Here is a 15,563-nt window from a genome sequence, read left to right on the forward strand (position 1 = left end):
GCGAGCGTTCATTGAAGCGCCTCCGGCATCTCGACGGTCAGCGCCGCCCCTTCCGCGTGGCGCGCATAGCCGGAAATGCGTGCGAAGACGTGAAGTGCGCCCGTGTCGATCGGGTAGAGTGCGAGGTGTCGCACTGCGCCCGCGAGTCGATCTTTCTCATACGGCCCCGCGACGAGACGGGCGACGCCGTTCTTGTTCAGAGCTTCGGTCAGCTCGTCGAACCAGGACTCAGAAGCGACGCGAACCATCGGGGAAACGTCACTGGGAAGCGGGATGATCAGCCGATCGCAGAGCGGCGCCTGGCTGAAAGGGTTGCCGAGGTCGAAGGACTCGCGGCGGATGCTGCTCGGCCTCCGCCAGAGAAGCCCGAGAAGCGTCGCGTACGTCCAGTTCTGGAGCTTGCCTGCGTCGTTCGTGCTCGGCGCGGTCGAAAGCACCTCGTCGAGCCCTCCGTGTTGCGCGCGTACGAGTGCGAAAGTCCGGGTTTCCACGACGATGCCGGCACGCTCCTCGAGTTCGCGCCAGCGAGCCAGCGTCGCCGCCAAGTAGGCGTCGACCGCGGGCGAGCTTCCTGGACGCAGGACGCGCGCGAAGAGGATAGTCAATGTGGCATGCTCTGCGTAGAGCCCGAGCGAGGTCAGCGTCTCTCGCAACTTGTGGACAGCTTGGAGCGCGTCCGCGTGGTTCGCTGCCGCCCGGACCCGAGCCACCGCGGCGACGAGTTGCTCCGATGGATTCCGACCTGCGAGCGCGTCGATGATGTCCTCGACGGATGTGGCCACGCGCTCCGAGTCCGAAGGTTCGAGGCAGCCGTGCCAGAGACGGGCGAAGTGGCGCGGATCTTTCGCGTACTCTGCGTAAAACGCTTCGAGCGCGCCAGAGCCGCCGACCGCCGACTCCGTCACCCACACCGTATCTTCGTCGCCGGGGTGCACGCCTTCCCCTTCGACGACGAGATCGTCCTCGTCGACCTGCGGGCAGAGCGCTGTGATAGCATCGCGGAGGCTCGCTCCGAGCGTGGCCTTGAAGACGTTCTGCAACCACGGCAACCAGGCCTCGTCGATGTTGTGCCAGAGCGCCTCGCTGTGCGTGCGCAGGCTCCTGAAGACGACCGGGTTGGCAAGGAGTTCCTTCAATTCCTTCACGCGCCGCGGAACGAAGCCCTCCGATGTGTCATCGTCGTCGTCGCCGTCACTTGCGAGCGCCAGCGTCTGAGCGACGTCGTCCGGTGCGATTGCTCGACTCGCCGACTCGAGCGTCGCGTCCGCGTCGGCATCGAACGCAAGGAGAAGCGCCGCGAGAAACGCGTCGACGAGCGCGTCCCGCTGAAATCCGTTGGTCAGTCCGTTCAGCGACGTATCGCGCTGAATGAGCGTGCGAAAGCGCAGCGTGCGAAGCGAGCGTATGAGCGCGGGCGAGTTCTTCACGCAAGCAAGCAGATTGCGTGGTAGGGCGAACTTGATCGCGAGAGCGTCCACTTCCGACGCCCAGCCGAGCGCAACCTTCGCACCCTTCTCGTCCACAAGGTCGACCCGCCTCTCTGGATCTCGCCGTCCGTTCGTCCGATTGATGGCGACGTCGGAACCGATAACGAAACGCCGGATCTCCACCGGGCTGCCGAGGTGGTGGGTGTGGAAGGTCAGGCCGACGACGAGCGGCGCCAGGATCGTGCCCTGAGGCAGTTCGACCGAGTGCCCGGCGACCGGTGCGATCAGCTGGGATCTCCAGCAGGGGCGCGCATTCGACGTCGGCAGGATCGTCTCTGGTGGAACTGACACCTGAAGCGTGACTGGTCGATAGACGTCCACCTCCCTCGTCGCGCCTTCCTCGATGTATGAAAATCGCCCCACGGGGATGCGCTCTTCCTTCCCCGAGAACAAGTCGATCGAGAGCGTGTAATCTTCGCCGGGGTCGATCCAATGGCTCACGTTGCCTTTGAAATCGAAACGCTTCGAGACCCGGCCGGGGGCGAACTCGCGGAATGCCTCGACGAGGACCATGCCTTCCTCCTCGACCATCATCTCGTCATCCTCCTCACTGCGGCCGTCGTTCCAGCGGCGCTGGTCACCCCTTGGCACCAAGAGCCTCACCTCCGGAACGAGAAGCTTGGTGAAGAGGGATCTCTGAACGAACTCGGGCAGCGGAGGGCCCCACCGCTCCGCGGGCTCAATCGACGTCTCGAACGCGCGCTTCCACGACTCGGCGAGGCGCCGCCAGAGTGTCGGAACCGCTTCGAGCATCACGGAGCGGGGCGGCTCCCAGAGCAGCGCTTGAACCTCGTCCGCGGAAACCGCTAGCGCACCCTGCAAGAATTTCGCGAAGGCGTCTTGGGCCTCGCGGCTCTCGAGGAGGCGGTGCAGCTGCGCCTCGTAGAACTTCTGCCGGGCCCGTCGCTCGTCTCCCCGAGCTCCGCGTTCGCAAGGGCCGGCGAGATCGATCCACGGCTCGGGAGCGAAGCCTACCTTCTTGGCTTCGAATCCGAGGAAATCGAAGAGTGCGTAGGTCGCCTGCATGCGCAGGAGCGCCCGGTTGTTCGTCGGCAGATGTCGCGGCTTTAGCGTCGGCGAGAAGACGTGCTCATAGTCCTGGTAGGCGCTGCGGTCCTTGCCGAAGTCGGACAGGACGACGATGGTCCACGGCCGCATGCTGAGAGACGTACCGTCGGACCTCTGCGTGCGAAAACGCCCGGCACGCCCCTTCCTCTGCAAAAACGCGGCGGCGCTCTTCGGCGCCTTATGCTGAACGACGGCGCCCACGGAGGAATCGTCGTAGCCGACCTCAAGCGATGCGGTCGCGACGACGATGTCGGCATTGGGATCGACACCCTTGTCCTGAGCCGTCGTGCGACTGACGATGAGCGAGCTTGCCCTGGTCGGGGTCAGTTCCAGCCGGTGACCGATCGTCGCGGGGAGGTCCCATGCCTGCCCGTCGGCGTAGCGTGCGTCGTGGTCGGGCGCGTCGATGCGACGCAACCCCGCGAGCACCGTTCCCCGGACGCGAGGATTGTTGGAGTCGGCATAGCGCGCCTCGGCGTCGCGCGTGTTCTCGAGCAGCCGATTGATGCCGTCCAGGCGATCGGTGAAGGCGAACACGCGACGCCCCGCGAGAGAGAGCGGCTCCTCGCGGGGTGCAAGAACACGGCGTATCAACATGAGCGTCTGGATCGTCGTCGACAGTAAGCTGGTCCCCCAGTTCGCGTCTCCGCGGAGCGCGACCTGATAATCGGCGCCTTCGGCCTCAAGCTCCGAGGCGAGCGGCTCGACCTCCGCCACGGATCCGGGTCGGAGGCCGGTGAGGTCCGCGAAAAAGCGCGCCGCGTCTTCGAGCGTTGCCGACAGGCCCACGATGTGCGGCTTCGCCTTGGACAGGAACCGCCAGCGGCGGAGAAGGAGGGCCACGTGTGCGCCGCTCGATCCTTCGCACGTGTGGACCTCGTCGAGGAGCATGAGCCGCGGCCGGCGCGAGTCGGGCTGGCCGATGCCGAACAGCTTGGCGAACTCGCCCGCCGACATGTTCCGGTTGAGCATCTCCGTGGAGACCAGGAGAACGTCCGGAGGACTCTTCCGAAGCGACGCCCGGGTGAGGCGAATGATCTCCGGCCCCAGCGTCACCTTGCAGTTCGGCGCGGAGCACCGCAATTGCTCGATCGGATCCTGGCGGCGCCGGTCCTCGTCGGCCCAGAACAGCATCGCCCCGCACTCCGGGCACCTCAGGAACGGACAGACGCGGCCCCGCCTGCCTCCGAACGTGTGCTCGGTCCAGCCCCACTTGGGCACGGCCACGTGGTCGGCATCGTTCTTCACGTCGCCGAAGAACGCCCCGAAGGTTAGGCCACGCCGCCCGTGCGTACGGAGGGCCGGCGCGATCCGCCGCGCGTTCGCGATCGCCTCCCGAAACTGGTCTTTGAGGAGCTCGTTGCGCGGGTAGATGGCGACGCACTTCGTCCACGCGGCGCCATCGAGCAGCGGCGCGAGCGCGATGAAGGCGGGCAGGTAGAATGCGAGCGTCTTGCCGCTGCCCGTGCCCGAGCACACCACCGTACCTGCGTCGGCGGGCTGGGCGAGGATCCGAGCGGTGGCGCGTACCTGGAAACCGGAGAGCTTTCGTTCACGGCGGGATCCGGCGCCCATGAAAGCGTGCAGGATTGCGCGCTCGAGCGACGAACTCTGCAGACGGAGCGTCGACTCGGCTTCAGTGACCGTGACGTTGCGGCGAGGAAAGGTCCGTGGGGGCGCGAGGAACCGAAAGTCCGCGACGAGCGGCGGAGCCGAGCGCCACAAGCGGCAAACGTCTTCCGTTCTGGTGCTCGGGTAGACGCGAATCTGGCGGAGCTTCGCGAGCAGGCGGATGGTCTCCGCGGAACGTGTTCGATAGCGACGCTCGTTCGGAACTCTGAAGAGCCACTTGAAGTGGAGAAGCTCTTTAATAATTTCTCCGGAGGCGTTACGAGGTGCGCCGTCCGCGAGGACGGCGCGCGCGTGGTCTTCGAGTTCGCGCACGTCGAAGGCTGCGTCCGTGTAGCCCCAGCACAGGAGCTTCTGCTCTTCGCGCTCGAGGCGATCGAGGAGTGCCACCGCGGTTGCTGACGGGTACGATTCCTGGCTCATGGTAGGACTTCACCTCAAGGTCAGGCGCAAGCGGCCGAGGAGCTTGCGGGTCTCAAGCTCCGCACGCAGCGGGTCCGTCAAGGCTTCGAGAGGAGCTCCATCCTTTCTCGCGAGGGCGAGGAACCTCCGGAGATCCTCAGAGGAGCCGGTTTCCCGCAGGCGAACGACGTTCTCGCAGAAGTCACGCGCCTTTTGTAAGACCGCGCCGAGATCGGCTCCCGAGAGGGTCTCCCAGCGCTTTTCTTGAAGCGACCGAAGGATCCCGAGCAGATCCTGCGCCTGGCGTTCTGTCGAGGGATCGTGCAGGTAGGTGTGAAGGTCCTCCAACAAGTTGTCCTCCAAGGCGTCCTGCCTCGCCCGCTTGATGTCCTGTGCGATGGCCTCCTCTGCCTTCTTCACGAACTTGCCCAGAGCGACCACGAATTTGTCCCACTCCTCCTGGCGCGTCGACTCGACTGAGATGGGCGCTCCGCCTTTCTGTTCGTACGCGTCGAACGCGACGACGGGCGGGGCCGGCCACGGGGATCGCTGGCGCCCTGCCCGATCGAGCGCCTCGGCACGCGCCCACGCCGTTTCGAGTTGCTGGAGGTGCTTTTCGAGGTTCTTGGTCCGCGCACGAATGTGCTTTGCTACCTCTTCGCGCAGATCGTGCTCGCGCCGCTGCTTGGCGCGCGTCGTCAAGGACTGCGTCCGTTCGAGCAGTGTCATGGCGCCTCCTCGTTCGCGCCCATCCCGGCAAGCGCACCCAGGCGCGTTCGCGCCTCGGCGACTTGTGTGTCGTGCGCAGTCAAGGCTTCATTCAGCGGTTCGATCTTCGTGGATGGAGGGAGGTGCCGTTCGTTCTCTTGGAGGAACGCGTCGATTTTGGCGAGAATGCGATCGGTGTTGGCCAAGCGAGCGATGTCCGGCTCGTTGCGCCCGAGCGACACGAGGCGCTGCCAGAGCGACGTCTCCTTCGCCACCAGGCGGTCGGTCGACTCGAGCGGTTCGACGACGGCCGCCTTCTTAAGTTGGGTCACGACCGCCTTCATCTCGTTCGCGCGTTCCTCGGTCAGGAAGCCGAGTTCTTTCAATTCTCTGAGGAGAGCGCCGAGCGCCGTGACCAGCGCGTCCTTGTCGAGGTCATCGCCGAGGTGCGCGCGCACCCGGGCAGCGAGCGCTCTGCGAGCGTCGAGTTCGTCGCTCGACTCGGTGCTGATATTACGGAGGAGGTTGGCCGCCGTCGTGACCGTCGTCACGTCCGCGTCACTGGCAGCCTCCGTCGGGAACGACGGGACTGTCGGTAGCGCCGCGGGCTCGCTCTTCGGGGCAGGCACCAACGGGAGGAGGCGCGCCACGTCGATGCCGTGGACCGTGTCGCCATCTCCTTGAAAGGCGCCGACCTCCCGCTCGAGGAGCCCTCGGAGTGCCGTGCGAACGGCTCGCAGCGGTTTCGAGACCTTCTCGGCCCAGGCACTGTCGTGCAGAGGAGCCTCGGGCGGATCGGCAAACAGCGCATCGATGAAATCGTCCGGCACCGACGATCCGCTGTTGGGGACGCCGAGAATCGCTCCGGTCAGCGCAAGCGCGTTCACGAGGAAGGGAAGCACATCCCAGCGGCGAAGATGCCAGACGTCGAGAAGATGCTTTTCCACCACCGGACGGTGACGTTCCACGAAGGCGAGGTGCGCGGCGAGCGGCCTCTCGATACCTTCGACGTCGCATGTCTTGAGGGAGGACGATCCACGGGTGGCCGCCAGTTCTCTGACGAGCGCTTCGTTGGCGAGCTTGTCGCTACGCTCCTCGTCGCCCACGAGACGGAGCGGCACGTGGGCGTCGTCCGCGAGGCGAAGGCCGGAGACGTCGATCCACTCCTGCCACTTATGCCAGCGTGCTGCGAAGGCCGACCTGCTGAATCGCGGGCGCCATGCCCACCCGAGCGCGGGGCGGAGGCTGGTATCGATCGCGTTGCGAATGTTCCTCCGTTCAGCAGGTGCCGCAATGTCGGTTCCAGTTCGCCAGGATTCGAAGATCGCTCGTTCGTTCGCGAACAGTTCGGCGCGCGGACGTTGCGGGTGGCGGGCTTCCGTCTCCTTCTTTTCGTTGTCGTTCTTGGCGGAGCCCCCGTCCTGCGCCCCGCCCTTGCCGCCAACTCCTCTCACCTCGCGGGGGGTGTGCGCGCTGTCTGAATCCCTTGGCTCCGGAAGCCCAAAGGCGCGCGCCGCTCCCGCGTTCGAGCCCCAGTAGAGAAGGAATTTCTCGAGGCGTCGGCGCGTGGCGCCGTCCGTCTGGATGTTTCTCATCCACCGGGCCTGTTCGTCCGTCAATTGTGCCTGTTTGCTCGGTTGGAAGGCCTCGGACGGAAACACGCCCTGCTCGAAAGCTTCGCGATGGGTGAGGATTCGCGGCATCACGTCGCGGATGACGTCGCGCGGCACGAATAGAAGGGACTTTCCGGCGTAGGTATCGCGTACCAGTTGCTCGACGACACTGCGCGTGAACGGAAAGAGCGGGACATCTCCCGATCTGCCAAAGGCGCTGAGAAGCGCCGACTCATTTTCACCGAACTCCGGTGGGGCCGGCAGCCACCGCTCGGCATCCTGCGCCTCTCGCAGAGCCCTTTCCAGCGCCGCCACGCCAAAGCGAGCGGCGTGCAGGTACGCGCCGACCAGACGAATGCTCTGCTCGACGACGTCGTTTTCATGCAGCTGGTTGGGCACATAATAAACGTGCTGCGCCCGCGACAAGACCGTCCGCTCTTCGACGAAGCTATCGGTGAAGGCGAGCACTGTTCGCAAGGTGCAGTAGGTCCTGACACCACCGGGCGATCCCGTCTGGATCGAGGCTTGGAGCACCTCCTTCTGGAGGCCGGATAGATCCGCGAAGTCTTCGACGAGGAGGATGAGTTCCTTCTTTTGGAGAAGGAGCTCATGGCGGATGGCCTTGAACACCTCCTGGACGACACCCAGGTTCAAATTGAGTAGGATGCGCTTGGCTTCGTCGAGTGCATCATTGAGCACGCGGACGGCGTCGCTGCGGCGGTCCGGGTCGTCGAGGTGGTTGAGAAGCCGGCGCGCCCGCGCATCGAGATCGTCGGGGAGGTCGTCGAACACCAGATCGGCGTCGACGAACTCCTGCTCGGTTCGCGGGGTGAACGGACCGGCCTTGGCGTGAAGATGCTCGACCAGCCGCCGCATCGGCCGCCCCTTTTCCACGAAGAGCGGCCGCAGCGGATTGTAGACGAGGAGGTGAGGCAATTGCCTGGGATCCCCCCACTGCCTCTGAAGCATCTCCAGCGGCGTGAGGGCGCGCCCCTCCTGCTGCTTGCGGGCGGCCTCGCGCCATCGCGTCTCGCAGACGAACGCCAACTGCTGGCAGAGACGCGAGGCGGCGTCCGTCGGCTCCACGGGTTCCTGGGCGCGACTCAGTTGCTGGCGCAGTGCCGCGTGTTGCTCTCCCGCGAGCTCGGGCCGGTCGCAGAGTTGCTTCACGATGTCACGCAGGCGCGACCCCTTACTGACGGGCAGCACGACGCGCGACGGGTATTCCTGCCGGCGATCGTGGCGTTCGAGCTGAATCTCCAGCCACCGCACGACATGCGACTTGCCCGTGCCGGACTTGCCCTCGATGAGCACCACCTGGCACCCGTCGCCGACCGGCTCCAGGAGTTGCTCGAAGATGGCCCGCTCGTCGACGAGCTGCACGTGCTCGGTTTCGATCGGCTCGTCGTAGTGGCGCCGGCGGATGTGCATGCGCTGGTGCACCGCCAGCGCGACCGCGGGGCTGTGGGCATCAGCGTCGCTGAGCAACACTTCGTTGAGCCGCTCTAGGGGCGGCCACCACCAGGAGAGTGCGTTCATGTCCGTGCTCCCTCGGCGTGCCTGTCGATGCGGCGCGAAAGGCGCGGGGTGCTGCGACGGACGTGGCTGGCCGTCGCGACAACGGTGCGACCGCGCCCGAGGAGGGAAAGGCTGGTCGCGACGTCGCCGGGCCGATCCCGGAGCTCAATTTCTCCCTCGTGATCAAGCTGAAGCAGCGCGAGCGCGAGGGTCGGCGAGACTTGATGGGCCTCGAAGGCGTGATTCTTTGCGCGCAGCACGCTGTCGAGCCTCACGCGGTACGGCCCACCGTCGAGGACGGGAATGGCGTTCGCCAGGTCTTCCAAGAAGATTGTCAAAGGAACCATATTGCCGGCAGACAGGGCGACCCGCGGTTTCTCGCCAGACAGGGCCTCGCGGATCGCGCGCGCCGGGCTCATCACCAGACCGAAACGGGTCATCACCCCGAGTCCGACGAAGTAGGCCCATTCTTCGAAGGAGGGCCACCGACCGTCGCCTCTGAAAAGATCGATCCCTTGCGCGCTCGCTTGCTCCAGGGCCCGCCCTTGGTTCCAGGACGCCAGCTGATAAGGGTCCTGGGCGAGGGCCCATGTTGCCACGCGGACGAAATCGCTTGCGCGCGAGTTGCCTTCACTCGCGTCGGTGTCGAGCAGCGCTGGGCTGTTCTCTGGTCTCATGAGCAGATCCAGCACCGCAGTGCGGAGCGCTTCGGTGTCATTCTCGTCGATGGTGTCGAACGGAGGCGCGAGTAGAACGCGCTCGTCGTCGCCCTCGATCATGCCAAGCGCTCTCCAGGTTGCAAAAGTCGCAGGGATGCGCGAGTCGTCGGCTTTAACCCTCGGCCGGCACAGCGCCTCGAGCCGGGCGCGTGGCAGCTGACCGAAGACGCGTGCGGTGCGCCAGAGCACCACCATCGACGGGACGTGGCCGTTGTTCGGACGGTTGAGCAGAGTCATCGCGGTCGGATCCTCACGAGAAAAGTGGGCAGGTCCAGGTGCGTGCGCGCATTGAAGGGTCGATGGGGGACGTGCGGATCGGGCAGGCCCGCGGGCACGAGCACGACGTGACGCGGTCGCACGATCCCGAGCGTTCGCGCGAGCTCCGCGGAGTCGGGCGCGTGCAGGAGGGTCAGGCGCGGCACCTGCCACGGCCGGAGCGCGGGATCGTCGTCGCAGTCGGCTGGGAAGACGTAGTGTCCCGGAGCCCGGGCGCAGAGGCTCGCCCAGTCCAGCGTGCCGAAGCCCTCGTCGTGCCATGCGAACTCGACGAAGCCCAGCGTCGCGAGCCGTTCGGCGAGCCCTTTCAGGTCTTCGCCGAACGACCAGTCCAAGCTCGGCTCGTACCGGACGAGCAGCGGCCCGTGATAGTCGCGTGGCAGTTCCCGGAAAATTCCCAGGACGATGTCGTCGACGTCCCGCGCCGGCGCGTCGGCTGGGCGCACGAGGTCAGGAAACCCACGGTCGTGACGCACGCGTCCCTCGCGGCGCGACGTCGGACAGTCGCCCGCCGTCTTTGGTACGGTCACCTTCGCCGCAGGGATCGCGTACGTCTCACGCAGCAGTTCGTGCACGCTTCGGCTGCCGTCGATTAGTGCGTGCAGCCGCGCGACGTCCTGCTCGTCAGCCGCGATGCGCTGAGCGCGCGCGCGAGCGAAACGCTCGCAGAAGCGATCCTTGTCGAGGTGATCCGTATGGATAATGGCCACGTACGCGTACGCTGTTTGCGTGGTCGCAGCGGCCGCTGCGCCGGGCTCATCGTCGCTTCCAGGGTCGCCCCCAATGCCGGAAGGCGTTGGACGAGGCATGGCGTGGGAGAAGCGCAACATCCCCGCGTGAACCATCATCGTGAGTGTGCGGAAGTTCCAGTCCTCATCCCGGAGCGTGGCGATATCATTGCCCTCCGTGAGGGTATTGAGCGGCACGCTGATCGTGTGGCGTTCCTCCGACGTCACGTCGTCGAACTCCGCCGGTCGTGGCGCCTTTCGCATCGCGTTCCAGCGACGCCACGCCTTCTTGGGGCGGAGAAACCTTCTCTTCGCCATCTTTTCTCCGGTCCTCTCGTCGGCCTCGTCGGCGATCAGCAGCGCGACGCTCGCGCGCCCGTCGCGTCCGGCGCGCCCGACTTCCTGGTACCAGCGATCGATGCTCTCGGGCATGCACGCGTGGACGACGGAGCGAACCTCGGATTGATCGACACCGAGGCCGAATGCAGAAGTCGCCACGATGACATCGATCTCGCCCGCTCCCCACGCCCGCAGGATCTCCTCGCCCTGCGCGTCGGCCATGTCACCGCCCCGCACGCAGCGAACGCGGCAAAATCCGAGTTCGCTGACCATACGCGCGTGCCACTCTTCAGCGTCCCTTCGGAGGGTCGTGTAGACGATGAGGGGACGCGGTAGATGATAGAGCGCCTCTTCGATCCTTCGGCGCTTCTTGGAGTCGTCAGCACACGTCGAGAGCAGGTATCCGGGCTCCGTCCGCAGCGCGGCCTCGGCCACCACCAAGAGAGGCCCGAAGACGTTCGTGAGGATGCGAAAGCCCTCTTCCGTGAGCGTCGCGGTGAGAAGCACGGTGCGGAAAGAGTGCCCTTCGGGGCAGCGGGCACCGAGGGCGTCGCGAAACCCCGAGATCGCCTGGAAGTGTGGTCGGAACTCTGCCCACTGCGCCACGATGTGCGCCTCGTCGATGGCGAAAAGGGAGACGAGACCTTTCTCGGCAGCTGCGATAATCGAGCGCTGGAGCGTTCCCAAGAGCGACTCCGGAGATGCGAAGAGGATAGGAAGCTCGCCATTGACCACGGCGCGGCGTAAAGCGATACGCTCGTCGCGTGAGAGGCCGCTATGAAAGGCGAGGGGGATGCTCGCCGGGAGGTCCTGTCCCCGTCGTTGCGCGAGTTCGCGATATCGCCTCTCCTGGTCGCGGGCGAGCGCGATGGTCGGTACGACCACGACAACCATCCCAGCGCCGGTCGCATGATTGTGGAGCGCCGCGAACTGAAAAACCGCGGATTTGCCCGCGCCCGTCGGCAGCACGACGACAACGTTCGATCCCGGGGGGGTGAGATAGACGCTGCGAATAGCGTCGCGCTGACCAGCGGACGTCGCGTGCGCGAAGCCCAGGCGATGCGCGACGAGAGGATCAACCCGGAGAGAGGAGCGCGTCTGCCGACTAACCGCCGCGACCGCGTCCTCGACGACGCGCCAGTCGCACTCGGGAAGCCACTCGGGCCTCCACGCTTGGCATTGCAGGCGGAGCAGATCCGGGGGGACGGTGTCCGCCGTGACACCTGCTCGCGCCCACTGCTCACGAGACGGCCAGGGACGCGTCGCCGGGACGCGCACGACGGCGCTCGTGCGGCTGCCTCGCTGGTGCGCAAGCGCCCAATGCTCCAGAGCCTGCCGCACGAGTACGGCGAGATCCGCCCACGCTTCACCCTTGCTCGTGAGCACTTGCTCGCGAGCGGCGGCGATCCGGCGGTAGAGGCTGCTCGCGTCCTCGAACTCGCCCGTGTCGAGGAGTATCTGGAGGCGTTCCGGCGTCATCCGAGGGGCGTTGGCGCGAGGACGACGACCCCCGCGTTGTCGATGTGCAAGTCCGGCTTTCGCACACCGAGCCTTAGGGCTTCGCCGAGTTCCCGTTCGAGGCAAATTGCGGCTTCGATTGCCTGCTTCTGCCGTGCGGGAGCGTGAGCCGCCCGGGAACGCAGGATGCGGACGGCTTCCTCTTCCGCACGAACGATTCTCTCCTCCGCTGCTTTGCACCGACGCTGGAGGTCGGCCTCGGCGCGCACCGACGCCTCGAACGCCTTGCGCAAGGTCGCGATCCGCGCGCCCCAGTCCGCGACTGGCAATTGCGGGTTCGCGAGCGTCCAACGCTTGCGATTCAAGTTCTGGTCCCCAGTGAAGCGCGACGTCTCGGCGTCGTAGGGCCGCTCGAGCAGTGCCGTCAGCGCCGCATCGCGGACCAGGCCCCCGTCTAGATCGTACCACGCCCTTCGGTGCTCGACCGAAAGCATCTCGTCCGCGCGCCGGCGCAGGGACGCAAGTGTCTTCCACGTGCGCGCCAAGGGCGTGAGCCCTGCAAGGCTCGCCTCGACGGAAAAGTCGAAACAGACGTAGACCTCGGGCGCGGGGACGCCCGGATGGAATCGCCAAACTCCCCAGCACCTACTCCGGTCATCGACTTTCATGCGGGTGAAGATTGCGTCGAAGAACGGGTGCCCGATGGCGAGCAGCGACGCTCCGTCCCTGTCGTCGTCGGGATCGAACACGAACGGACCGAATCCGAGGCGCGCCGAGTCGGGAGTCCGTCTCGACGCCGTCGTGTCAACCCACCGCCGGAGAGGTCCGTCCAGAGCCGGAATGGGCATGAGAGTACTTTCTCCCCGCTCCCTTCGCACGTGGGTGTAGAAGGTCCCTCTTTCAGGCACGTTCTCGATCTCGAATTGAAGTCGATCGAGCCAGCCCTCGATGGCGGCGCGGGTATCGGCGGACACTGAAGCCCGCACCTTTGAGACGGTCTCGCCGAACGCCTGAAGGTCGTCGTCGGGGCAATCGGTGGCGTCCAGCGTCTCCTGCCGTCGGAGTTGCTTGAGCGACGCCTCGAGTCCCGTCTTCGGATCGGCAAACCGTGCGGTGATGGCCTCGAACGCTTCTTCCGGACCTGCCTCAAGCAACTCGTGGCGCAGCACCTCCATGGCCTCGGCCAGCACGTACTGAAGGCGGGCCACGGACCGCTCGAAGATGCCGACCTGGCCGTCGAGCAGACGTGCCCACCCGCTCTCGTAGGGACCGATGGGCGTCGCCGCGAGAAATTTGAGCTCCTTCATCCCTTCGAGTCGATCGAAGCGTCCGATTCGCTGCTCGATGCGGCCGATGTCGAACGGGAGATCGTAAAGGACGATGGTAGCTGGCTTCTTCTGGAGATTGAGCCCCTCTTCGGCATCCCGATCGCACACGAGGATGGCGTTCGCTCGCTGTTCGCACAAGGAGAGCGATCCCGGCTGGCCTGATACGAAACGCAGGATGCGTTGCCGAAGGTCGGTCTGGCCTCGCAACTGCTCAACGATGGCGTCGGCCACTTCGGGCGCATCGACGAAGATCACGGCGCGACGCTTGGCGAGCGGTCCGCGGAGTTGCGCGACGAGTGCCGTCGTGCGGACGTCGGCTTCGTCGGTACGCCCGAGCTCGCGGGCGATTTGCCGGAGCCATGACGCTTCGCCGTGGAAGTGTTCCGCGGTCCTTTTCTCAGCAATTGCCGCCGCGCGCCGCTCGAACGCGCGCACCAGCTGCGCTGGATGCGAGAGCGCTTGCATGAGGAGGTCGCTGAACACGACGGGAGCAGGCCCCGTCGGGTAGAAAGACTCTTCGAGAACGCGCTTTCGCCAGGCGTCGAGGGCCTCGAAGGTGCGGGCACGCGCGGAATCCTTTGCGGGGCCGAAGTAGGCGATCCCGCAGCGCTTCGGAAGCAAACGGGCGATGGACTTGGACTCGCGATGCGTGCGAACAATGCGCCGGTGCAGACGATACCGCTCAAGCAGATACGAGCGCAGTTCCTCCAGGGCGGGCAATGCCGTCGATGGATTGAGCGCGAGGGCCGATGTCACTGCGCCGACGCGCAGGGTGAGTTGCTCGTCGAAATCGATCTCGCGCCCTAGCTTCTCCAACGCCTCGGAGAGAAAACTTTCCTGAAAATCGGGCGTCAGCTCAGCGAGCGCGTCGGCAACGACCTTGCGCGCGCCGATGCGCTTGCGAAATCCTTCACGATCGGCCAGGTCGTATGCATCCGGCTCGAGCAGATGAAGCATCGCGAGAAAACCGTCCTCGTGATGTAGAACCGGAGTGCCGGACAGGAGGAGGAGCTTCGGGCAGCGGGCGAGTTCCTCAAGCGTCCGATAACGAGAGGTGCTGATCACGGCGAGATTTTCGTCGGAGTCACGTTGGGGCGGGAAAGCCCACTTGGCCGTTCGATGGGCCTCGTCGACCACCGTGAGAGTGGCTTTCAACAAACTCAGCTGATCGCGGTCGGAACCATCAAGTGCAGAGAAGGGAAAGATGCGGATGCGGGGATCGTCCTTCAGGCCGAACGACTTCGCGAGCTCACCTCTCCATTGGTCGACGAGCGCGTCGGGGGTGAGGAGAAGCACCGACGCGCTCTCGCCCTCGTCGACCAAGTGCTGAGAAATGAGCAAACCGGCTTCGATCGTCTTGCCGAGACCGACTTCGTCCGCAAGCAGGTATCTATGAACGGGATCGGAGAGAACCCGTCGTACCGCGGAGATCTGGTGAGCGTAGAACTCGATGCACGCGCTGGCAAGCGCGGTGAAGCCCCGGTAAGTCGCGCGCTGCGAAGCCACGAAGTCGGCAAAGTGGTGGCGCGCTTCCGTAAAGTGGGGTGAGCTTGTCACTTGCGCGGCGAGGAGGGACGTTGGATCGTCGTCGAGTCGCGGCGAACGGACGAAGAGATCATCTTTCGGGACGTCCGCCTCACCCTCGTTCGGGAACTTAACAGCGAAGCAGCCGAGCTCTTGCTCGCTCACCGTCCGGCCCATTACCCAATGCGCGTCCCGCCGCCGGTAGACGAGCGTCTGACGCGGTAGGTCGAAGGGCTCGACCTCATCGCGAGCGCGCGTCACCATCTCGAATTCCGGCGCCACCGGCGACCGAAATATCTCAAGCGTGACCTCTGAGTCGGTCAGCGCCCGGATCTTCCCAACCGTAACTCCGCCGTCCAAAGCGACGAAGCGGGCAAAGTCTCTCACCGCGAGCGTCGTGCGTTGCGCAACCCTGGCTCGGCGGATCCCCATGGAACCTCGTCCCCTGCGTGCTCCCGACGGGCGGAAAGCACCTGGCAAGCCGCTGGCGAAACTACGTTCTAGACATTCCCTCCATGGAGGGTACGCCTCCTCGCACGGGAACTGCAAGACCTTTCGGGAACGGCACGCCACGCGAAGCCCTCCCCGGGATCGAACGCCGCGCCGAGTCGCACCACTTCGCAGTGCGCGCAGACCGCCAAGGCGGCGGCCGACGCGGGCTCTCGAACCTCCAAGGTGGTGAAGATGGATCCAAGGTGATGAAGATGGATCCGCTCAGCCGCGAACCCCTCCCCCGGCTTGCGCACGCTGCTGGTCAGCGCGGCGG

6 protein-coding genes are annotated in these 15,563 nt (G+C 65.6%); all 6 read right to left on the reverse strand.

Features of this window, described 5'->3' with window-relative positions:
• Positions 1-8: 8 nt before the first annotated feature.
• Genes dpdJ through dpdE form a run of 6 tightly spaced genes read right to left on the reverse strand, consistent with a single transcriptional unit; the run spans position 9 to position 15,229 of the window.
• Positions 9-4,607, reverse strand: coding sequence for a protein DpdJ (gene dpdJ, locus WMF34_RS41855; RefSeq protein WP_437991286.1), 4,599 nt, complete (start codon positions 4,605-4,607; stop codon positions 9-11).
• Between the two features lie 9 nt (positions 4,608-4,616).
• The gene (locus tag WMF34_RS41860; RefSeq protein WP_437991287.1) at positions 4,617-5,315 is read right to left on the reverse strand and encodes a hypothetical protein; all 699 of its coding nucleotides are present in this window, start codon (positions 5,313-5,315) and stop codon (positions 4,617-4,619) included.
• Positions 5,312-8,446, reverse strand: coding sequence for a protein DpdH (gene dpdH, locus WMF34_RS41865; RefSeq protein ID WP_437991288.1), 3,135 nt, complete (start codon positions 8,444-8,446; stop codon positions 5,312-5,314). The genes WMF34_RS41860 and dpdH overlap by 4 nt, the downstream gene beginning before the upstream one ends.
• A complete protein-coding gene (gene dpdG / locus WMF34_RS41870) occupies positions 8,443-9,381 on the reverse strand; it encodes a protein DpdG (RefSeq protein ID WP_437991289.1) in 939 nt (312 codons plus the stop codon). Before dpdG ends, dpdH begins: the two co-directional genes overlap by 4 nt.
• A complete protein-coding gene (gene dpdF, locus WMF34_RS41875; RefSeq protein WP_437991290.1) occupies positions 9,378-11,966 on the reverse strand; it encodes a protein DpdF in 2,589 nt (862 codons plus the stop codon). The genes dpdG and dpdF overlap by 4 nt, the downstream gene beginning before the upstream one ends.
• The gene (gene dpdE, locus WMF34_RS41880; RefSeq protein ID WP_437991291.1) at positions 11,963-15,229 is read right to left on the reverse strand and encodes a protein DpdE; all 3,267 of its coding nucleotides are present in this window, start codon (positions 15,227-15,229) and stop codon (positions 11,963-11,965) included. Before dpdE ends, dpdF begins: the two co-directional genes overlap by 4 nt.
• Between the last annotated feature and the right edge of the window lie 334 nt (positions 15,230-15,563).

It is taken from the genome of Sorangium sp. So ce145, assembly GCF_051525985.1.
Classification (GTDB): domain Bacteria; phylum Myxococcota_A; class Polyangia; order Polyangiales; family Polyangiaceae; genus Sorangium; species Sorangium cellulosum_B.